This window comes from Variovorax sp. LjRoot130, assembly GCF_964253755.1.
Classification (GTDB): domain Bacteria; phylum Pseudomonadota; class Gammaproteobacteria; order Burkholderiales; family Burkholderiaceae_C; genus Variovorax.
In genome coordinates, this window is the sequence record NZ_CAXURM020000001.1 from 4,643,829 (window position 1) to 4,663,594 (window position 19,766).

Below are 19,766 nucleotides of genomic sequence, written 5' to 3' on the forward strand. Positions count from 1 at the left end.
ACCGATTCCCGGAACCATGCCCCTGACGCTTTCCCAACCCGGCCTGCTGCGCAGCGCCAATTTCATTGCCGGCGAGTGGCGCGCCGCCACCGGCCGCACGCTCGACGTGACGGATCCCGCCACCGGAGGACGGATCGCCCAGGTGCCGGACAGCGGCGCCGATGAGGCGCGCGCCGCCGTCGACGCCGCGCACAGCGCGTTCGCCGCCTGGCGCAAGGTTCCCGCCAAGCAGCGCTCGCAGATCATCAAGCGCTGGAACGACCTCGTGATGGCGAACCAGGACGACCTGGGGCGCCTGGTCTCGCGCGAGCAGGGCAAGCCGCTGGCGGAGGGAAAGGGCGAGATCGCCTACGCCGCCAGCTACATCGAGTGGTTCGCCGAAGAGGCCGTGCGCGCCAACGGCGACGTCATTCCCGCCCCGCTGCCGGGGCGCCGCATGTTCGCGCTCAGGGAGCCGGTGGGCGTGGTCGCTGCGATCACGCCGTGGAATTTTCCCGCCGCGATGATCGCGCGCAAGATCGCCCCGGCGCTGGCCGCCGGCTGCACCGTGGTCTGCAAGCCGGCCGAGGACACGCCGCTGACCTCGCTGGCGCTGGTTGCGCTGGCCGAACAGGCCGGCGTGCCGCCCGGTGTGCTCAACATCGTCACCGCCTCGCGCGAACGCACGCCCGAGGTGGTGGACGTCTGGCTGGACGACCCGCGCGTGCGCAAGATCACCTTCACCGGCTCCACGCCGGTGGGCAAGCACCTCGCCCGTCGTTCGGCCGACACGCTGAAGAAGCTGTCCCTGGAGCTGGGCGGCAACGCGCCCTTCATCGTGTTCGAGGATGCCGACCTCGATGCTGCGGTCGAAGGGCTGATGGCCGCTAAGTTCCGCAACGGCGGACAGACCTGCGTGTGCCCCAACCGCGTGTTCGTGCACAGCAGCGTGCACGACGCCTTCGCCGACAAGCTCGGCGCGCGCGTCGCGGCGCTCAAGGTCGGGCCCGCCACCGATGCCGCCTCGCAGATCGGCCCGATGATCAATGTCCGCGCGGTCGAGAAGATCGAGCGCCATGTCCGCGACGCCGTCGCCCGGGGCGCGCGCGTGCTCGCCGGCGGCGAGCGCCTGGCGGCGCTGGGACCCCACTACTACGCGCCCACGGTGCTCGTCGACGTCGACGCGACGATGGCCTGCGCCTGCGAGGAAACCTTCGGGCCCGTGGCACCGATCACGCGCTTCGACACCGAGGCGGACGTGATCGCGCAGGCCAACGACACGCCGTTCGGATTGGCCGCGTACTTCTACTCGCAAGACCTGCGTCGCATCTGGCGCGTGGCCGATGCGCTGGAGTCGGGCATCGTCGGCATCAACGAAGGCGCATTGGCCGCCGAGGCCGCGCCCTTCGGCGGCGTGAAGGAGTCGGGCTATGGCCGCGAGGGCTCGGTCCACGGCCTGGACGACTACCTGCACACCAAGTACGTGTGCCAGGGCGGGCTGGACTGAATGGAAGCAACGGTCATGAATAATTCCTTCAAGCACGCACTGCTCGCCAAACAGCCGCAGATCGGTCTCTGGCTGTCGATGGCGCAGCCCTACAGCGCGGAAGTCTGCGCAACCGCCGGCTTCCAGTGGCTGCTGATCGACGGCGAGCATGCACCCAACGATGTGCGCAGCACCCTGGCGCAGCTGCAGGCGGTCGCGGCCTATCCCGGCCAGCCGGTCGTGCGCGCCGTCAGCGGCGACACCGCGCTGATCAAGCAGTTGCTCGACATCGGGGTGCAGAACCTGCTGGTGCCCATGGTCGACACGGCTGCACAGGCGCGCGCGCTGGTGGCGGCCACCCGCTATCCGCCGGAGGGCGTGCGCGGCGTCGGCGCTGCCGTGGCGCGGGCCTCGCGCTGGGGTGCCCGGCGCGACTACCTGGGCGCTGCCAACGACGAGGTCTGCCTGCTGCTGCAGGCCGAGACCGTCACCGCCCTCGACAACCTCGAAGAGATCTGCGCCGTCGACGGGGTGCACGGCGTGTTCATCGGCCCCGCCGACCTGGCGGCGTCGATGGGCCACCGCGGCGCACCGGGGCATCCCGAGGTCCAGGCCGCCATCGACCGCGCCATCCGCACCATCGTCGCGAGCGGCAAGGCGGCCGGCACGCTGACCGCGGACCTCGCGCTGGCACGCAAGTACCTCGAGCTCGGTGCCACCTTCGTGGCGGTCGGCATCGACGTCACGCTGCTCGCACAGGCCGCGCGTCGCCTGGCCGGCGAGTTCGGCCTCGGCACCGAGAGCGCCATGAGCGCCGCCGGCGCATCCGCGTACTGAACATCGACAAGAAGGCAGACACCATGAGCAAGACGCTTCGCATCGCCGCCATTCCGGGCGACGGTATCGGCAAGGAAGTGATGCCCGAGGGCCTGCGCGCCCTCGAGAAGGCCGCGCGCCGCTTCGGCATCGAACTGGCCGTGACGCACATCGACTGGGCCAGTTGCGACTACTACGTCAAGACCGGGCAGATGATGCCCGACGACTGGAAGTCCCGGCTCGAAGGCATGGACGCCGTCTACTTCGGCGCGGTCGGCTGGCCGGACACGGTGCCGGATCACATTTCGTTGTGGGGCTCGTTGCTGAAGTTCCGGCGCGAGTTCGACCAGTACGTGAACCTGCGGCCGGTGCGTCTGTTCGAAGGGGTGCCCGGGCCGCTGGCCGGCCGCAAGCCCGGCGACATCGACTTCTACATCGTGCGCGAGAACACCGAGGGCGAATACACCAATCTCGGTGGCGTGATGTTCGAGGGAACGGAGCGCGAAGTGGTCGTGCAGGAATCGGTGTTCAGCCGCTTCGGCGCCGACCGGGTGCTGAAGTACGCGTTCGACCTCGCGCAGTCCCGGCCGCGCAAGCAGCTCACGGTGGCGACCAAGAGCAACGGCATCGCGATCAGCATGCCGTGGTGGGACGGTCGCGCGGACGCGGTCGGCAGCGGCTATCCCGAAGTGAAGGTGGACAAGCAGCATATCGACATCCTGTCGGCGCGCTTCGTGCTGCAGCCGCAGCGCTTCGACGTGGTGGTGGCCAGCAACCTGTTCGGCGACATCCTGTCCGACCTGGGACCGGCCTGCACCGGCACGATCGGCCTGGCGCCGTCGGCCAATCTCAATCCGGACCGCAAGTTTCCTTCGTTGTTCGAGCCGGTTCACGGGTCTGCGCCCGACATCTACGGCAAGGGCATTGCCAACCCGGTGGCGATGATCTGGTCGGGCGCGCTGATGCTCGATTTCCTCGGACATCGCGAAGCGCACGATGCGATCGTGCGAGCCATCGAGCAAGTGCTGGCGGCGGGCCCGCGCACGGGCGACTTGGGCGGCAAGGCGACGACGATCGAGATGGGTGAGGCGATCAGCGCGCTGATCTGAAGGCCCTCGTCGCGGCCTGCCGGCGTCGGCGGGTCGCACGCGGCAGAAGAAGATGCCGGCAAGGCGCGGACAACGAAATCCTGTGCCGCGGCGCAGACCCAGTTCGGTTCGGCCATGCAGAAAGCGGCCCCTATGCTCATGGCAACCGGCATTGCCGTCATCACTGGAGCTTTCACCATGTCCCTGCAAGATTTCAAGGTGCTCACCTTCGACGTCGTCGGCACGCTGATCGATTTCGAGGGCGGCATGCTCGCCTACCTGCGCTCTGCCGTGCCCGAGGCCCGCGTGACGGACGAGGACTTCCTCGCCGCCTACCGCTATGCGCGCGCCGACGGCAAGGCCGGCTGGTACCCCGACGATCTGGAGCGCTGCTGGCACGCCATCGCGCCGAAACTCGGCCTGCCCGACACCGACGCGCTCGCGCAGGGCCTGCGCGATTCGGTGGCGCAGTGGCCGGCGTTCCCCGATTCGGTGGAAGCACTGAAGCGGCTCGGCAAGCGCTTCAAGCTGGTGACCATGACCAACGCGCAGCAGTGGGCGCTGGCCCATTTCGACAAGACGCTGGGCTCTCCCTTCGACATGCTGCTGAGCTGCGACGACGCGTTGTGCGAGAAGCCCGATGCACGCTACTTCGCCTACGCCCGCGGCCGCTTCGAAGGCGCCTGGGGTTACAAGCAGGCGGACAACCTGCACGTGGCGCAAAGCCAGTACCACGACATCGGCATCTCCAAGCAGCTGGGCATCACCACCTGCTGGATCGAACGGCGCCATGGGCAGAAGGGTTCGGGCGGCACGCTCGAGTCCAAGCACACCCAGCCCGACTACCACTTCCACACGCTGGCCGAGCTGGCCGATGCCGTCGAGGCCGGGCGTTGACGCTGCAGGCGATCGCCGCGCCGGTCGCCGACCTGCTGCCAGAACTGGTCGCGCTGCGGCGCGACCTGCATGCGCATCCGGAACTCGCGTTCGAGGAAAGGCGCACGGCCGGCGTGGTGGCTGCGGCCTTGCGGCTCCTCGGCCTCGAAGTGCATGAAGGGGTCGGAGGCACCGGCGTGGTCGGCACGCTGCGCTGCGGCAGCGGCGTGCGCAGCGTGGGCCTGCGCGCCGACATGGACGCGCTGCCGATGGTCGAGCTCGGGCGCGCCGCCCACGCCAGCCGCACGCCGGGCGTGCACCACGGCTGCGGGCACGACGGCCACACCAGCATGCTGATCGGCGCCGCGCGCCAGCTGGCGCGCTCGCGCCGCTTCGACGGCACGGTGCACTTCATCTTCCAGCCGGCCGAAGAGGGCAAGGGCGGTGCGCGCGCGATGATCGATGACGGCCTGTTCGAGCGCTTCCCCTGCGACAGCGTCTATGCGCTGCACAACTGGCCCGACCTGCCGCTGGGCCACGCGCAGACGCGGGCCGGCCCGATCATGGCCGCGGCCGACCGCTTCGACATCGTGCTGCGCGGCCGCGGCGGCCATGCGGCGCAGCCGCATCACACGCCCGACGCGATCCTCGCCGCGAGCCAGCTCGTCGCCCAGTTGCACACCATCGTCTCGCGCCGCATCGACCCCGGCGAATCGGCGGTGCTGTCGGTGACACGCATCGAAGGCGGCCACAGCCACAACGTGCTGCCCGCGCAGGTGTCGATCACCGGCACCGTGCGCAGCTTCGACGCCGCATCGCAGGACCGCATCGAGGCGGCGCTGCGCGCCACCGTCGACGGTGTGGCGCTGGCCAGCGGCACCCAGGCCGAAGTCAACTACGTGCGCTACTACCCGGCCACGGTCAATACCAGCGACGAGGCCGCCCTCGCGCTCGCCGCGGCCAACGCCATCGGCCTGCAAGCCGACACGGCGCCGCGCGCGGCCTTCACCTCGGAGGACTTCGCCTTCATGCTGAAGCGCCGGCCCGGCGCCTACCTGTGGCTGGGCCAGGGCCGCGCCGATCCGGGCCCGGAGGGCGATCGCGCGCTGCACCACCCCTGCTACGACTTCAACGACGATGCGCTGCCGCTGGGCGTGCGCTGGTTCTGCGAGGTGGCCGAGCGCGCCCTTGCCCCGGCAGCCGAACCCGCATCCCCTCCTCCTCTTTCCTCTTCATCCTCATGAGCATCACCGTTCTGCACCAATCGGCCACCATCGGCGGCCTGCAAGACCAGGGCACGCCCGCGCGCCCGCTGAGCCAGCCGCCGTGCCGCCTGCGCGGCATCGACGTCGAGCTGGCAGGCGCCGGCGGCAACAACAGCGGCATCTGGGAATGCGAACCGGGCCGCTTCGAGCGCCAGCTGCCCAACGCCGAGGTCATGCACATCCTCGCGGGCGCCTGCACCTTCACGCCGACCGGCGGCGAGCCGCTTCGGATCCGCGCGGGTGACACGCTGTTCTTTCCGCAGCACACCACTGGCGAATGGCATGTGCATGAGACCCTGCGCAAGGTGTTTGTCGTGATGGCGATGTAGGGCCCGCCAGGCCCGGAGTGCATAGGATCTTGGCTCTGGACGCACGCCCGGTACGCGGTACGGGCCGTGCGACCCCAACCCAGCCCTCTCCCGGAGGGAGAGGGAGCAAGGCAGCAGCGTGTCCACGGTGGTGGGCGGTATGCCCTGTGCCGGCCGTTGAGGCACTGCCGAGCAGCGCAGCGGCAGGCGGATCAGGGCTCGCGGCTGTTTGAGCGAAGCGAGTTTGAGCGAGACCCCGCCCGGCGCGAGCAGCGCAGGGAAGCCCGAAGGGCCGGTGACGTCGGCCGGCACAGGGCACACCGCTCACCACCGCACCCGGACGCTCCAGCCAAGCCGCTTCAGGCCACCTGCTTCGCCAACTCGGAAGCGAACCTGCCGATCGAGAAGCTCTCGATCGGCGTCGAAGTGTGCCCGGTCGCGATCAGCTCGGCCATCGTCTCGCCCACGCCCGGGCTGATCGCGAAACCCTCGCCATTGAAGCCGAAGGCGTAGTGCAGGCCCGGCACGCGGGCGCTGGGGCCGATCACCGGCTGCCAGTCGCCGGTGTAGCCCTCGATGCCGCTCCACACGCGGATCAGCTGCACGTGCTCGAAGGCCGGCACCAGGCGTCGCAGCTCGCGCAGCTGGCGCAGCACGTTGTCCGGTTTCACGTAGGCCCGGATCAGGTCGGCATGGGCCGGCCCCTTGAGCCCGCCGCCGAAGACGATGTTGCCGCGCGCGATCTGGCGGAAGTACAGGCCTTCGTGCTCGATGGGCGATGAGACGCCGATCGACGGGCCGATGGCATAGGGCAGCGGCTCCGTCACGCCCATCTGCGGGCCGCGCGCGTCCATCGGCACGGCTTCGCCGAACTGCTCGGCCATGCGGTTCGACCAGGCACCGCAGGCCACCAGCAGTTGCGGCGCGCGAAAGCGCCGGCCGTCTGCCGTGTGCGCGACGAAGCCGGTGCCGTCGCGCTCGACGTGCATCACCTCGGCATGCTCGACGATGTTCGCGCCGGCGCGCCGCGCCGCGCGCGCGAAGGCCGGGCCGGCCAGACGCGGGTTGGCATGGCCATCGTTCGGCGAGAGCGAACCGCTCACCACCTCGGGCGCGAAGATGCCCCAGCGCCGGCGCAGCTGCCCGGCACTGAAGAGCTCCAGGTCGAGGCCCAGCGGCTTCACGTCCTTCGCATGCTGCTCCAGCACCGCGGCCTGCTTCTCGGTGTAGCAGACGCGCAGATGGCCGTAGGGCACGAACTCCAGGTCCTCGCCCAGCAGTTCCTTCACGCGGCCCCAGACGGCGCGCGCGCGATTGGCCAGCGGCATCTGCGCCAGCGCGCGGCCCTGGCGCCGCACATTGCCGAAGTTGGTGCCGCTGGCCTGGCGGCCCACCAGCTCGCGCTCGAGCAGCGTGACCGACAGGCCGTGCTCGCGGCGCAGGAAGAAGGCGGCGGTGGTGCCCATCAGGCCGCCGCCCAGTATCAGCACGTCGGTGTCATGTGTTCCCGGGCTCATGCCTGCACCTCGCGCGTATTCATCATCAGGGGCTTGACCGGCGCCTGCGTGCGCAGCCGTCCCACTTGCTCGACAGGAATACCGCAGGCCTGCGCCACGATCTCGGCCGACGCATGGCCGCAGAAGCGGCCCTGGCAGCGGCCCATGCCGACGCGGCTGAAGGCCTTGGCGCGGTTGACTTCGCGGCTGTCCATCTCGTTGACGCAACGCCGCAGTTCGCCGGCCGTCACGGCTTCGCAGCGGCACACCACCGCATCGTCGGGCAGTGCCGCGGCCTGCGCGTGCGGCCAGGGAAAGGCGCGCGCCAGGCCTTCGCGGAAGCGGTCCATCTGCGCCAGCGTGCGGCGCAGCGCGGCGGACTCGGCGTCGTACAGCACGCGGCCCGGCGCGTGACTCAGGTCGGCGAGCGCCGCCAGCGCGGCCAGCCGGCCGGCGGCCTCGGCGCCGTCGGCCCCGAGGATGCGGGCGCCGTCGCCGGCGAGGAAGACGCCCGGCGTGCTGCTGCGTCCGTCGGCATCGATGCGCGGCAGCCACTGCCGGCTCAGCGGCTCGAAGTCGAACTCGCAGCGCGCGAGATCGGCCAGTTGCGTCTCGGCGCGCAGATGCCAGCCCAGACCGACCGCATCGCATTCGAAGCGCTGCTCGCGTCCTTGGGCATCTCGCACGGCCACGGCCTGCACGCCGAGGTCATCGTCGCCGTCGATGCGAAGCGGCGTCACGCCCTGCAGCACCGGCACGCCGGCACGGCGCAGGCCGCGGATCAGCGCGAGGCCGCGCAGCGCGAGCCGTGGCCGCGCGAAGAGGCCGGCCACGGCGCCCCAGGGCTTGGCGGCCGGCGCAGTGTCGAGCACCGCCGCCACCTGCGCACCGGCCTGCACGTACTGCGACGCGACCAGGTACAGCAGCGGTCCGCTGCCGAGGAAGACGACGCGCGCGCCGATCGCGCAGGCCTGCGCCTTCAGTGCGATCTGCGAGGCGCCCAGGCTGTAGCAGCCGGCGCGCTGCCAGCCGGGCACGGGCATCAGGCGGTCGGTGGCGCCGGAACACACCAGCAGCGCATCGAAGGGCAGCGTCTGCGGCTCGCCCTCGCGCACCACGTGCAGCGCGCCTTCGCTCACATTCCAGGCCAGCGTATCGCTGCGGTAGTCGATTTGTCCGCGCAGCGCATCGAAATCGCGATGCAAGGCCTGCGCCTTCTCGGCTTCGGTGCCGTAGAGCTTGGCGTAGGGGCGCTTGAAGCCTTCGGGCTGGCGGCGGTAGATCTGGCCGCCGTCGCGCCGGCCTTCGTCGATGACGATGGGCCGCAGCCCGGCCTGCACAAGGGCCTGCGCCGCGCGCACGCCGGCGGGGCCGGCGCCGACCACGACGATGCGTGCGAGATGAGCGAGCGATGCAGGGCTCATGCTGCCGCCCCCGGGGCATGGCGCTGCAGGGATTGCAGCAGGTCCGGCGTCGCCGGCCAGTGCTGCGCGGGCGGCCGCGTGCACACCGACATGCCCGCCGTCACGGGGGTGGAGCAGGCGCGCAGGCGCTCGCCGGCCGGCGTCCACACCCAGCAGTCCTGGCAGGCGCCCATCAGGCAGAAGCCGGCCCGCGCCCCGTCGCCGAACTCGCTGTCGCGCACGCGCCGGCCGTGGGCGAGCAGCGCCACCAGCAGGGTATCGCCGGCCAGCGCGGTGGCCGGCTGGCCGTCGATCTGCAGCATCAGCGTGGGTCTGTCGGTTTCGGCCAGCCGCACGAAGCGGGCGGGCGGATAAAAGCGAGGCGGGGTGTCGGGCATGGACGAAACGGAAGCGCCGTCAGCGCTGGTTGGGAAACAGCCGTTCGATCGGACAGTGCGTCTTGATGAACGGCGACTTGATGACGATGTAGCTGAAGTACTTCGCAATGCCGATGTTGCGTTCGAGCAGTTCCTCGATCACTTCCTGGTAGTGGTTGACGCCGCGCGTCAGGAAGCGCAGCAGGTAGTCGTAGCCGCCGCTCACCAGGTGGCATTCGAGCACCTCGTCGACCTCGCGGATGGCGGCCTCGAAGCGCACGAAGTCCTCGCGGTGGTGGTCGGACAGCGTGACCTCGGTGAACACGGTCAGCGTATCGCCGAGCTTCTCGAGCCGCAGGTGCGCTCCGTAGCCGGCGATGTAGCCGGCCTGCTCCAGCCGCTTCACGCGGATCAGGCAGGGGCTGGGCGAGAGGCCCACCGCGTCCGCCAGGTCCACGTTGGTCATGCGCCCGTTCTTTTGCAACTGCGCCAGGATGCGCAGGTCGAGTCGGTCGATCTTGAAGGCTTCTGACATGGCGGCGCCGAAAAACGAAGAGAGCCCGATTCTGCGTCTGTCTCGATGGGTTGCGGGGCGGCGCGCGGGCTTTCGCTCAGGCCGTCAATGCAGCGCGAACGTCGGGCGCGTCGAGCACCTCGTCGAGCGTCTTCTTCAGGCGCGCGAACATCTGCGCGAACTCGTCCTCGGTGAAGGTGAGCGCCGGCGCAAAACCGAGGATGTGGTCGCCGAAGGAGCGGAACACCAGGCCGTTGCGATAGCCGGCGGCGAAGATGCGCTCGGACAGGCCCAGCCCGGCATCGAAGCCGCGCTTGCTCGCCTTGTCGCTTACCAGCTCCAGGGCACCCAGCAGACCGCGGTGGCGCGCATCGCCCACCAGCGGGTGCGCGGAGAGCGCGTCGAGCCCGGCCGCGAAATGGGCCGCGCCGCGCTGGCCATTGGCGAGCACGCCACCTTCCTCGTAAAGGCGCAGCACCTCCAGCGCGACCGCGGCGCCGACCGGATGCGCCGAGTATGTGGCGCCATGGCCGACCGACGCGCCCGCGGGCGCGCCGTCGGCGATGCCGGCATAGACCTGCTCCGACATCATCGTCGCGCCCATCGGCACGTAGCCCGCGGTCAGGCCCTTGGCCATGGTCATCAGGTCGGGCTCCACGCCCTCGGCCTCGCACGCGAACATCGGGCCGGTGCGGCCGAAGCCGGTGATGACCTCGTCCACGACGAAGAGGATGCCGAGCTCGCGCGTGGCCTCGCGCATCGCCCTCAGCCAGCCCTTGGGCGGCACGATGACGCCGCCCGAACCCTGGATCGGCTCGCAGAAGAAGGCGGCCACGTTGTCGGCGCCCAGCTCGGCCACCTTGGCGCGCAATGCGGCAACCGATGCTGCGATCAGCGCCTGCGGGTCGGCGCCGTCCGCATGGCGATACGCGTAGGGCGACGGGATGTAGTGCTGCGTGGGCAGCGGCAGGTCGAAGCCGCGGTGGAAGGCCGGCAATGCGGTCAGGCCGGCGCCGGTGGACGAAGAGCCGTGGTAGCCGCGCTCCAGCGAGATGAACTGCTTCTTCGCCGGTTTGCCGATCGCGTTGTGGTACTGCACGATGAAGCGCACCGCGGCATCGATCGCCTCGGAGCCGCCGAGCGTCAGGTACACGCGGGTCAGCGATGCCGGCGTGATCTGCACCAGCTTCTCGGCCAGGCGGATGGCCGGCTCGCTGCTGAAGTGGAAGTAGCCCGTCGCATAGGGAAGGCGGCGCATCTGCTCGGCCGCAGCCTGCACCACGCTCTCCTGCCCGTAGCCCACGTTCACGCACCACAGGCCGGCGAAGGCGTCGAGCAGTTCGTGGCCGTCGGCATCGGTGAGCCACGCGCCGCGGCCCGAGGCGAGCACGGTGGGGCCGCGCTGCTCGTGCACGCGCCAGGGCGAGACGGGATGGATCAGATGCGCGCGGTCGATCGCGTCGAGCGCGGCGTGGTGGGGCAATGCGGTGGGATGCGTCATGTCGGTGTCGGATGGAGCGAGAGCGAAGAGGCTTTCGATGGCCATCAGCTTAGGCGGCGCACCGCATCGGGTGGTGCTGCTTTGGGGTCCTCGCGCAAAGCAGGCTGCGGTTGTGCGAGTTGCTACAGCAGATCCTGCGGTGCGCACCGAGAACCGTTCGGGCTGAGCTTGTCGAAGCCGGTTCAACGCAAGCCCTTCGACAAGCTCAGGGCGAGCGGTGTGGGTGGATCTCAGGGCGAACGTGCATCTCGAACGGTGCGGGTGAATCTCAATACCCGCGAGCCCGATCGACCAGGCCGAGCATCGGTTCGCCTGCCTCGAAGCGCTGCAGGTTGTCGAGCACCACCTCTGCCGCACTCAGCGGCTGCGTCATGCTCGCGATGTGCGGCGTGAGCTGGATGTTCGGATGGCGCCAGAAAGCATGCTCCGGCGGCAGCGGCTCGGGGTCGGTCACGTCGAGCACGGCATCGCCGATCTGCCCGTTGGCCAATGCGGCCAGCAGATCGGCATCGATCAGCTGCGGCCCGCGGCCCACGTGCACCAGCCCTGCGCCTTCAGGCAGCATCGAGAACAGCCGGGCATCGAGAAAACCGCGCGTCGAATCGGTGAGCGGCAGCAGGCACACGAGGATCTCGGTGCGCGCGAGGAAGGACTGCAGCTCGTCGGTGCCCGCATGGCAGCGTACGCCGTCGAGCGCATGCCGCGAGCGGCTCCATCCCGCGCAATCGAAACCCAGGCCGACGAGCTGCGCCAGCACGGCCTGGCCGAGCGAGCCGAGCCCGAGCACGCCGATGCGCCGCTCGCCAGCGGGCCGCACTGGCAGCGGGCGCCACTGGGCCTCCTGCTGCTGGCGACGGTAGCGCGGCATGTCGCGATGCAGGCCGAGCACCGCATGCGTGACGTACTCCACCATGCCGCGCAGGATGCCGGGCTCCACCATGCGCACCACCGGCAGTGCGGCCGGCAATGCCGCGAAGTCGAACTGGTCGACGCCTGCGCTGGAGGAGAACAGCACCTCGAGATTCGGAAAGCGCTCGGCCAGATCCTCCGGCGGCTCCCAGGCCGCAAGAAAGCGCACCTGCGCGGGTTCGCCGATGTCGGGCCAGATGCGGAAGTCGATCTCGGGTGCGCGGCGCCGGAACACCTCGGCCCACTGGCGGCCGCGCACCGGGTCGGACTTGTAGAGGAAGGTGGTCGCGCCCATCGCCATCAACCGACGGCTTGGGTCACGATCGCGAACAGCGCCGGCCCGCCCGGCGGCGTGGCGAGCGGCGCACCGCGCACCATCGTCGTCGGCGCGTCCACGCGCAAGAGGCCGATGCTCTCGAGCCATTCGGCCAGCCCGCTCGCGAAGTCGATGTCGATGCGCGTGAAGTGGCCGGCGTTCAGGCCGGCGAGATGCGCGATCAGCGCCTTCGCGCCTTCGGCATCGGGCGCGACCACGGGGCCGATCGCATGCCCGCGCCCGAAGCGGCGCAGCATCGCGAAGCCGCGCGGCTCGTTGTCATGGTCGAGCACCACGCAGGCGTCGGCGCTGGCCAGCAGATCGGCGATCAGCGCATCCCGCGGCATGCCGCGTGCCGCTGCGTCGAGCGCCTGCAAGGCCGGCGCCTCGTGCAGGCCGGCGGGCCGCAGGCGCCAGCCGGGCGGCAGCGCGACCAGCGGCGCCGGCTGCGCTGTGCCCTGGTGCTGGCGCAGCTCGCCGGTGCGCACGAAGCCCAGCCGTTCGTACAGGCCGCGCCCGTCGGCGGTCGCATGCAGCAGCACCGTGTGCGCGTCCAGGCCTTCGAGCAGCGCGCTCATGAGCCGGTGGCCGAGGCGGCGACCCTGGCAGGCCGGCGCCACGATCACGAGGCCGATGGTGGCGTGACGCTCGCCCCAGCGCCAGCGCAGCGCGGTGGCGACGAGCTCGCCGTCGCGCTCGGCGACGATGCCCTCGGCATGCGCGAACACCTGCTCCCAGTCCGCGGGGCGGTGCGGCCAGCGCAGCTCCGCCGTCAGTGCATGTGCGAGCGGCAGGTCCGCGGCGGTCATTGGTCTCAGCACCACGCCGTCGAGAGCAGGTGCATTCGGTGTCTGGGCAGGCATCGGGAAGGTCTTTTTGCAGCGAAAAGGCAGGTCATCTTGGACGACATCCGCGCCTTTCGCCAGACCCAATTCGCGCTTCGCCGCAACTTGCAAGCTTCGCCTGTCGCGGCCCCGGGTTTCGCAATTCGATGCGGCAGCGCGCGCGCTTACGCACACAAATGCCGCGCCAACCTGCCTAGCATCGAGCGCCGTTTCGCGACCTCGCGTTTCGGCAACAGATTGCCATCGAAAGTCCACCATGCAAGTCTTCGACCCGCGACAGATCCACCTGCCCTCGGGCCATTTCATCGGCGGACGCCTGGTCCCCGATGGCGGCCGCATGGTCGTGCAGCGGCCCTCCGACGGCCAGCCGCATGCCGAGCTTCCGCTGGCCGATGCGGCCACCGTGGACGCTGCCGTGCACGATGCCTGGAGCGCGTGGCGCGCGAGCGACTGGGCACGCCGCGCGCCGCGCGAACGCGCGCGCGTGCTGCGCCGCTGGGCCGATCTGATCGAAGCCGACGCGGCGCGGCTCGGGCCGCTGGAGGCCGTGTGCTCCACGCGGCCGGTGCGCGACGCCATCGCCTGGGACGTACCGTTCACGGCCGAAGGCCTGCGCTTCTTCGCCGAGTACGCGGACAAGCTCGGCGGCGAGGTCGCGGCCACGCGCCACGATCATCTGGGGATGGTGGTGGCCGAACCCTATGGTGTGGTCGGCGCCATCACGCCGTGGAATTTCCCGCTGGTCATGGTGTCGTGGAAGGTCGGCGCCGCGCTGGCCGCCGGCAACGCGGTGGTGCTCAAGCCCTCGGAACTGACGCCCTTCTCCGCTCTGCGGCTGGCCGAGCTGGCCGTCGAGGCCGGCGTGCCGCCCGGCCTCTTCAACGTCGTGCAGGGCGATGGCCGCACCACGGGCGACGCGCTCTCGCGGCATCCGCTGATCTCGAAAATGACCTTCACCGGCTCCACCCGCACGGGCGCCGCCATCATGGCCGCCTGCGCCCTGACCGGCCCCAAGCCGGTGACGCTGGAGCTGGGCGGCAAGAGCCCGCAGCTGGTGTTCGACGATGCGCCCGATGTGGACCGCCTGGCCGGCATGATCGCCGGCGCGATCACCGGCAACGCGGGCCAGGTGTGCGTGGCCGGTTCGCGGCTGATCGTGCAGCGCGGCATCGCCGATGCGCTGGTCGAAGGCATCGCCGCGCGCTTCGAAGCGCTGCGCCCGGGCGCGACCTGGGACGACGCGGCCACGCTGCCGCCCATCATCTCGGCGCTGCAGGCCGGGCGCATCCAGGACGTCGTCGATCGCTCGCGCGAGGCCGGCGGCCGCATGCGCTGCGGCGGCGGCCTGTTCGACGGCGGCCCCGGCGGCGCCTACTTCCGGCCCACGCTGATCGAGGGCGTGGACGCGGCCAACCCGGCCGTGCAGGAAGAGATCTTCGGGCCGGTGCTCACGGTGCAGACCTTCGGCGACGAAGAGGAAGGCCTGGCGCTGGCCGCCCACGAACACTACGGCCTGGCGGCCGGCGTGCACACCGCCGACATCGGCCGCGCGCTGCGCGCGATGCGCGGCATCTCCGCCGGCACCGTCTGGATCAACCGCTACGGGCGCAGCGCCGACTTCGTCATCCCCACCGGCGGCTACCACCAGTCGGGCATCGGCAAGGACCTGGGCCGCCAGGCGGTCGAGGCCAACCTCCGCTTCAAAAGCGTGCTGATCGACTTCGCCGCGACGCACTGAGGTGCGCGGCTGCACACGCGAGGGGCAGACCGCACGGCATGCCGCCGCACCCCCTCCAAACCGCAGCTTTCGTGCGCCTGGCGCCCCATTTCCCTACAACCCGAGCGCTTGTGCGTGCTGCAATCGCTTCGTAATGAGTTTGTCGCATTTGCCATCCAAGGAACCGAGACCATCATGAGCTTCCGTCCCAAGTACATCACCTTCGACTGCTACGGCACCCTCACGCGCTTTCGCATGGGCGAACTTACGCGCGACATCTTTGCTGACCGCATTCCGGCCGAACAGATGGAGCAGTTCATCGCCGACTTCACCGCCTACCGTTTCGACGAGGTGCTGGGCGACTGGCAGCCCTACGAGGTGGTGCTGAAGAACGCGGTGCGGCGGCTGTGCAAGAAGTGGAAGATCCAGTACTTCGACCACGAAGCGCAGAAGTACTACGACGCGGTGCCGACCTGGACTCCGCACGAGGACGTACCCGCCGGCCTGGCCAAGATTGCCAAGGAGATCCCGCTGGTGATCCTGTCGAACGCATCGGACAACCAGATCCAGAAGAACGTGGCCATGCTCGGCGCGCCCTTCCATCGCGTCTACACCGCGCAGCAGGCCCAGGCCTACAAGCCGCGCCTGCAGGCCTTCGAATACATGCTCGACTCGCTGGGCTGCAACCCCGAAGACGTGCTGCACGTGTCCTCCAGCCTGCGCTACGACCTGATGTCGGCGGACGACCTGGGCATCGTCAACAAGGTGTTCGTCAACCGCGGCCACGGCCCGGGCAATCCGGCCTACCGCTACGTCGAGATCAAGGACATCGGCGGCCTGCCCGGCGTCGTGGGTCTCTGATCTTCTCCAGCCGCCGCACGCCATGAAGCTCGACTCCTACTGGACCGATTCGGCGCCCGCCTTCGTTCCGCGCTCGTGCGAGCTGCCGGCGCAGGTCGACGTTGCGATCGTGGGCGGCGGCTTCACGGGCCTGTCGGCGGCGCTGGCGCTGGCCAAGCGCGGCGCCACCGTGGCGGTGCTGGAGGCCGGCGAGCGCGTGGCGGCCGAAGCCTCGGGCCGCAATGGCGGGCATGTCAACAACGGACTGGCGGTGGACTACGCCGATGTCGCCGCCAAGGTCGGCGTCGAGCGCGCCCGTGCCTGGTACCGCGCCTACGACGACGCGGTGGACACGGTGGCGCGGCTGGTGCGCGACGAGGCCATAGCCTGCGACTTCCTGCGAAACGGCAAGCTCAAGCTCGCGACGCGGCCGAACCAGATGGCCGCGCTCGAACGCAGTGCCGAGCGCCTCATCGCCGACGGCGTGGACAGCGAGGTCGAGATCCTCGGCGCGGCGCGCGTGCACGCCGAGGTGCAGAGCGAGCGCTTCCACGGCGGCCTGCTCTACAAACGCAGCGGCCAGATGCACATGGGCCGCTTCGCCCAGGGCCTGGCCGCGGCGGCCGAGCGCAGCGGCGCGCAGATCCACACCGGCACCAGCGTGCGCCGCCTCGAGCGCCTGGGCCAAGGCCATGCGCACCGGCTGCACACCGAGCGCGGCACCGTCAGCGCGCAGCAGGTGCTGCTGGCCACGGGCGCCACGCGCCACGGCGGCTATGGCAGCTTCGGCTGGCTGCGCCGCCGCATCGTGCCGATCGGCAGCTTCATCGTCGTCACCGAGCCGCTCGGCGCCGACCGCGCGCAGGCCCTGCTCTCGGCCCGGCGCACCTACGTGACGGTGGCCAACATCCACCACTATTTCCGGCTCACCGCCGACCACCGGCTGGTGTTCGGCGGGCGCGCGCGCTTCGCGGTCTCGAGCCCGCAGACCGATGCCGCAAGCGGCGAGATCCTGCGCGCGGGACTGGCCGAGACCTTCCCGCAGCTCGGCGCCGTGAGGCTCGACTACTGCTGGGGCGGCCTGGTCGACATGACGCAGGACCGCCTGCCCCACGCCGGCGAGCGCAACGGCCTCTACTACGCGATGGGCTACAGCGGCCACGGCACGCAGATGTCGGTCCACATGGGCGAGCGCATGGCCGCCGTGATGGGCGGCGACGCGCTCGCCAACCCCTGGCGGGGCCGCGACTGGCCCGCCATTCCCGGCCACTTCGGCCCGCCGTGGTTCCTGCCGGCGATCGGCCTCTACTACACGCTCAAGGACAGGTTGGCCTGAGCGCCTTTTCTTCATCGACAACCAGAGGAGTACCCCACCATGAGCGACAGCAGCAGCAACAAAAGCTTCGAAAACCTCGTCGGTCCCAGCGAAAGCCTTCGCGTGATGGAGTCGCTGAAGCGCGGCGCCTCGCGGCGCGACATCCTCGCGATGCTGATGGCCGGCGGCATGCAGGCCACGCTGGCCGGCGGCATTGCGGGCGCGGCGATGTCCGCGCATGCGCAGACGCCCAGGAAGGGCGGGCGCATCCGCGTGGCCGGCGCGACCGCCGCCGCGACCGACACGCTCGATCCGGCCAAGCAGTCGAACCAGACCGACTACTCGCGCGGCAACATGATCTACAACGGCCTGACCTCGCTGGACGGCAGCCTGACGCCGCAGCCCGCGCTGGCCGAATCGTTCACGACCAAGGACGCCAAGACCTGGGTCTTCACGCTGCGCAAGGGCGTGACCTTCCACGACGGCAAGCCGCTCTCGCCGGCCGACGTGGTGTTCTCGGTCATGCGCCACAAGGACCCGGCCACGGCGTCGAAGGCCAAGGTGCTCGCCGACCAGATCGACAGCGCCAAGGCCACCGGCCCGAACGAAGTGACCTTCGTGCTCAGCGCGCCGAACGCGGACCTGCCGGTGATCCTGGGCACCTTCCACTTCCACATCGTCAAGGAAGGCACCACCGACTTCAACGCCGGCATCGGCACCGGCCCCTACAAGCTCAAGGAGTTCAAGCCCGGCGTGCGTTCGCTGGTGGTGCGCAACGACGCCTACTGGAAGCCCGGAAAGCCTTATCTGGACGAGATCGAGTTCGTTGGCATCGGCGACGAGAGCGCGCGCGTCAACGCGCTGCTGTCGGGCGGCATGGACCTTGTGGGCTCAGTCAATCCGCGCTCGGTCGAGCGCGTGAAGGGCACGCCCGGCTTCGGCATCTTCGTCACCCAGTCCGGCCAGTACTCCGATCTCGTGATGCGCAAGGACGTGGGGCCCGGCACCAATGCGGACTTCGTGCTTGGGATGAAGCACCTGTTCGACCGCGAGCAAATGAAGAAGACCATTGCGCTCGACTACGCGGTGGTTGCCAACGACCAGCCGATCGACCCGACCAACCGGTTCCATTTTGCCGGCCTGCCGCAGCGTCCTTTCGATCTTGACAAGGCCAAGTTCCACCTGCAGAAGTCCGGCGTCACCGGCAAGGTGCCGATGGTGGCATCGCCAGCCGCGCTCTACTCGGTGGAGATGGCCTTGTTGCTGCAGCAGACGGCGCAGCGCGCGGGGTTGGAGATCGACATCAAGCGAATGCCGGCCGACGGCTACTGGTCGAACCACTGGCTCAACAGCCATGTGGGCTTCGGCAACGTCAACCCGCGCCCGAGCGCCGACGTGCTGCTGACGCAGTTCTTCCAGTCGGGCGCGGCCTGGAACGAGTCGCGCTGGAAGAACGAGAAGTTCGACCAGCTGCTCTTGGCTTCGCGCGCCGAGACCGACCTGGCCAAGCGCAAGCAGATGTACGCCGACATGCAGACCATGATCCACCAGGATGCCGGCATCGGCATCCCGCTGTTCCTCGCCAGCATCGACGGCCACACGTCCAAGCTCAAGGGCCTGTCGCCCATCCCTCTGGGCGGCCTGATGGGCTACAACTTCGCCGAGAACGTATGGCTGGAGGCATGACGCCTCCCCGGCCGTTCGCCTCGCCCCACGGAGCACCGAGATGAACCATGTAATCCTCAAGCTTCTTGCCCAGCGCATCGCGCTGGCGCTGCTGTCGTTGCTGGCGGTGTCGGTGATCGTCTTCTCGATCACCGCGGTGCTGCCCGGCGATGCCGCGCAGGAACAGCTCGGGCAGGACGCCACGCCCGAGGCCGTCGCCGCGCTGCGCGCGCAGATGGGCCTGGACGTGCCGGCGCCCCAACGCTACGCGAAGTGGCTGCTCGGTATGGTGACGGGTGACCCAGGCCGTTCGACGGCCACGCAGATGCCGGTGGCCGAGCTGGTCGCCAGCCGGCTGCCCAACTCGCTGCTGCTCGCAGCGGTCGCCGCCCTCTTTTCGGTGCCGATCGCGCTCGCGCTCGGCATCGCCTCGGCGATGTGGCGCGGCTCATGGTTCGACCGCGTGGCCTCGACCTCGGCGGTCGGCGTGGTGTCGGTGCCGGAGTTCCTGGTCGCGACGCTGGCGGTGCTGGTGTTCGCGGTCCAGCTGCGCTGGCTGCCGGCGCTCTCCTTCGTCAACGACATCGAGTCGGTCGGGCAGATGCTGCGCGCCTTCGCCATGCCAGTGCTGGTGCTGTGCTGCGTGATCGTCGCGCAGATGATGCGCATGACCCGCGCCGCGGTGATCGACCAGCTCGAGGCGCCCTACATCGAGATGGTGCGGCTCAAGGGCGCCTCGCCGATGCGCATGGTGCTGGCGCATGCGCTGCCCAATGCGGTAGGGCCGATCGCCAACGCCGTGGCGCTGAGCCTGTCGTACCTGCTCGGCGGCGTGATCATCGTCGAGACCATCTTCAACTACCCGGGCATCGCCAAGCTGATGGTCGACGGCGTCTCGCAGCGCGACATGCCGCTGGTGCAGACCTGCGCCATGATCTTCTGCTGCGCCTACCTGATCCTGGTGACGACGGCCGACATCTGCGGCATCCTCGCCAACCCGCGGCTGCGGCACCGTTGAGGCCAGTTCCATGGAAACCTCCACCTCCACCT

Annotated in this window: 18 protein-coding genes; 11 read left to right on the top strand and 7 right to left on the bottom strand. The window is 69.9% G+C overall.

The window, feature by feature from the left end:
* Positions 1–16 precede the first annotated feature (16 nt).
* The 6 genes from ACSQ86_RS23190 to ACSQ86_RS23215 all read left to right on the top strand — a co-directional run bounded on the left by ACSQ86_RS23190 (position 17) and on the right by ACSQ86_RS23215 (position 5,839).
* The gene (locus ACSQ86_RS23190; RefSeq protein WP_436296455.1) at positions 17–1,486 is read left to right on the top strand and encodes an NAD-dependent succinate-semialdehyde dehydrogenase; all 1,470 of its coding nucleotides are present in this window, start codon (positions 17–19) and stop codon (positions 1,484–1,486) included.
* Between the two features lie 15 nt (positions 1,487–1,501).
* A complete protein-coding gene (gene hpaI, locus ACSQ86_RS23195) occupies positions 1,502–2,302 on the top strand; it encodes a 4-hydroxy-2-oxoheptanedioate aldolase (protein ID WP_093105511.1) in 801 nt (266 codons plus the stop codon).
* Positions 2,303–2,325: 23 nt separating this feature from the next.
* On the top strand, positions 2,326–3,390 hold the full coding sequence (locus ACSQ86_RS23200; RefSeq protein ID WP_436305225.1) for a tartrate dehydrogenase: 1,065 nt from the start codon (positions 2,326–2,328) through the stop codon (positions 3,388–3,390).
* A gap of 177 nt (positions 3,391–3,567) precedes the next feature.
* Positions 3,568–4,266, top strand: a complete 699-nt coding sequence (locus ACSQ86_RS23205; RefSeq protein ID WP_436293259.1) for an HAD-IA family hydrolase — start codon at positions 3,568–3,570, stop codon at positions 4,264–4,266.
* A complete protein-coding gene (locus ACSQ86_RS23210) occupies positions 4,263–5,489 on the top strand; it encodes a M20 aminoacylase family protein (protein ID WP_436309651.1) in 1,227 nt (408 codons plus the stop codon). The genes ACSQ86_RS23205 and ACSQ86_RS23210 overlap by 4 nt, the downstream gene beginning before the upstream one ends.
* Positions 5,486–5,839 (top strand): cupin domain-containing protein, encoded by a 354-nt coding sequence (locus tag ACSQ86_RS23215; RefSeq protein WP_436309652.1) that lies wholly within the window; start codon positions 5,486–5,488, stop codon positions 5,837–5,839. The genes ACSQ86_RS23210 and ACSQ86_RS23215 overlap by 4 nt, the downstream gene beginning before the upstream one ends.
* Before the next feature lie 338 nt (positions 5,840–6,177).
* On the opposite strand, the gene ACSQ86_RS23220 is transcribed toward ACSQ86_RS23215, so the two are convergent.
* The 7 genes from ACSQ86_RS23220 to ACSQ86_RS23250 all read right to left on the bottom strand — a co-directional run bounded on the left by ACSQ86_RS23220 (position 6,178) and on the right by ACSQ86_RS23250 (position 13,197).
* A complete protein-coding gene (locus tag ACSQ86_RS23220) occupies positions 6,178–7,335 on the bottom strand; it encodes an NAD(P)/FAD-dependent oxidoreductase (RefSeq protein WP_436309653.1) in 1,158 nt (385 codons plus the stop codon).
* The gene (locus ACSQ86_RS23225; protein WP_436309654.1) at positions 7,332–8,738 is read right to left on the bottom strand and encodes an FAD-dependent oxidoreductase; all 1,407 of its coding nucleotides are present in this window, start codon (positions 8,736–8,738) and stop codon (positions 7,332–7,334) included. Before ACSQ86_RS23225 ends, ACSQ86_RS23220 begins: the two co-directional genes overlap by 4 nt.
* Entirely contained in the window at positions 8,735–9,115 is a 381-nt protein-coding gene (locus ACSQ86_RS23230) for a (2Fe-2S)-binding protein (protein WP_436305231.1), read from the bottom strand. Before ACSQ86_RS23230 ends, ACSQ86_RS23225 begins: the two co-directional genes overlap by 4 nt.
* A gap of 19 nt (positions 9,116–9,134) precedes the next feature.
* Positions 9,135–9,629 carry an Lrp/AsnC family transcriptional regulator gene (locus ACSQ86_RS23235; RefSeq protein ID WP_093112344.1) on the bottom strand — a complete coding sequence of 165 codons (495 nt, stop codon included), beginning with the start codon at positions 9,627–9,629 and terminating at the stop codon, positions 9,135–9,137.
* Positions 9,630–9,705: 76 nt separating this feature from the next.
* Positions 9,706–11,109: an aspartate aminotransferase family protein gene (locus ACSQ86_RS23240; protein WP_436309655.1), complete on the bottom strand. Its 1,404-nt coding sequence runs from the start codon at positions 11,107–11,109 to the stop codon at positions 9,706–9,708.
* A 268-nt stretch (positions 11,110–11,377) separates the two neighbouring features.
* A complete protein-coding gene (locus tag ACSQ86_RS23245; RefSeq protein ID WP_436309656.1) occupies positions 11,378–12,313 on the bottom strand; it encodes a 2-hydroxyacid dehydrogenase in 936 nt (311 codons plus the stop codon).
* 5 nt (positions 12,314–12,318) lie between these two features.
* On the bottom strand, positions 12,319–13,197 hold the full coding sequence (locus ACSQ86_RS23250; RefSeq protein WP_436305234.1) for a GNAT family N-acetyltransferase: 879 nt from the start codon (positions 13,195–13,197) through the stop codon (positions 12,319–12,321).
* A 238-nt stretch (positions 13,198–13,435) separates the two neighbouring features.
* On the opposite strand from ACSQ86_RS23250, the gene ACSQ86_RS23255 reads away from it, so the two are divergent.
* The 5 genes from ACSQ86_RS23255 (at position 13,436) to ACSQ86_RS23275 (ending at position 19,734) form a co-directional block, all read left to right on the top strand.
* Positions 13,436–14,917, top strand: coding sequence for an aldehyde dehydrogenase family protein (locus ACSQ86_RS23255; protein WP_436305235.1), 1,482 nt, complete (start codon positions 13,436–13,438; stop codon positions 14,915–14,917).
* A gap of 174 nt (positions 14,918–15,091) precedes the next feature.
* Positions 15,092–15,757, top strand: coding sequence for a haloacid dehalogenase type II (locus tag ACSQ86_RS23260; RefSeq protein WP_436309657.1), 666 nt, complete (start codon positions 15,092–15,094; stop codon positions 15,755–15,757).
* 22 nt (positions 15,758–15,779) lie between these two features.
* Positions 15,780–17,072 carry an NAD(P)/FAD-dependent oxidoreductase gene (locus ACSQ86_RS23265; RefSeq protein WP_436309658.1) on the top strand — a complete coding sequence of 431 codons (1,293 nt, stop codon included), beginning with the start codon at positions 15,780–15,782 and terminating at the stop codon, positions 17,070–17,072.
* Positions 17,073–17,111: 39 nt separating this feature from the next.
* Entirely contained in the window at positions 17,112–18,737 is a 1,626-nt protein-coding gene (locus tag ACSQ86_RS23270; protein ID WP_436309659.1) for an ABC transporter substrate-binding protein, read from the top strand.
* A gap of 40 nt (positions 18,738–18,777) precedes the next feature.
* Positions 18,778–19,734: an ABC transporter permease gene (locus tag ACSQ86_RS23275; protein WP_436309660.1), complete on the top strand. Its 957-nt coding sequence runs from the start codon at positions 18,778–18,780 to the stop codon at positions 19,732–19,734.
* The last annotated feature ends 32 nt before the right edge of the window (positions 19,735–19,766 follow it).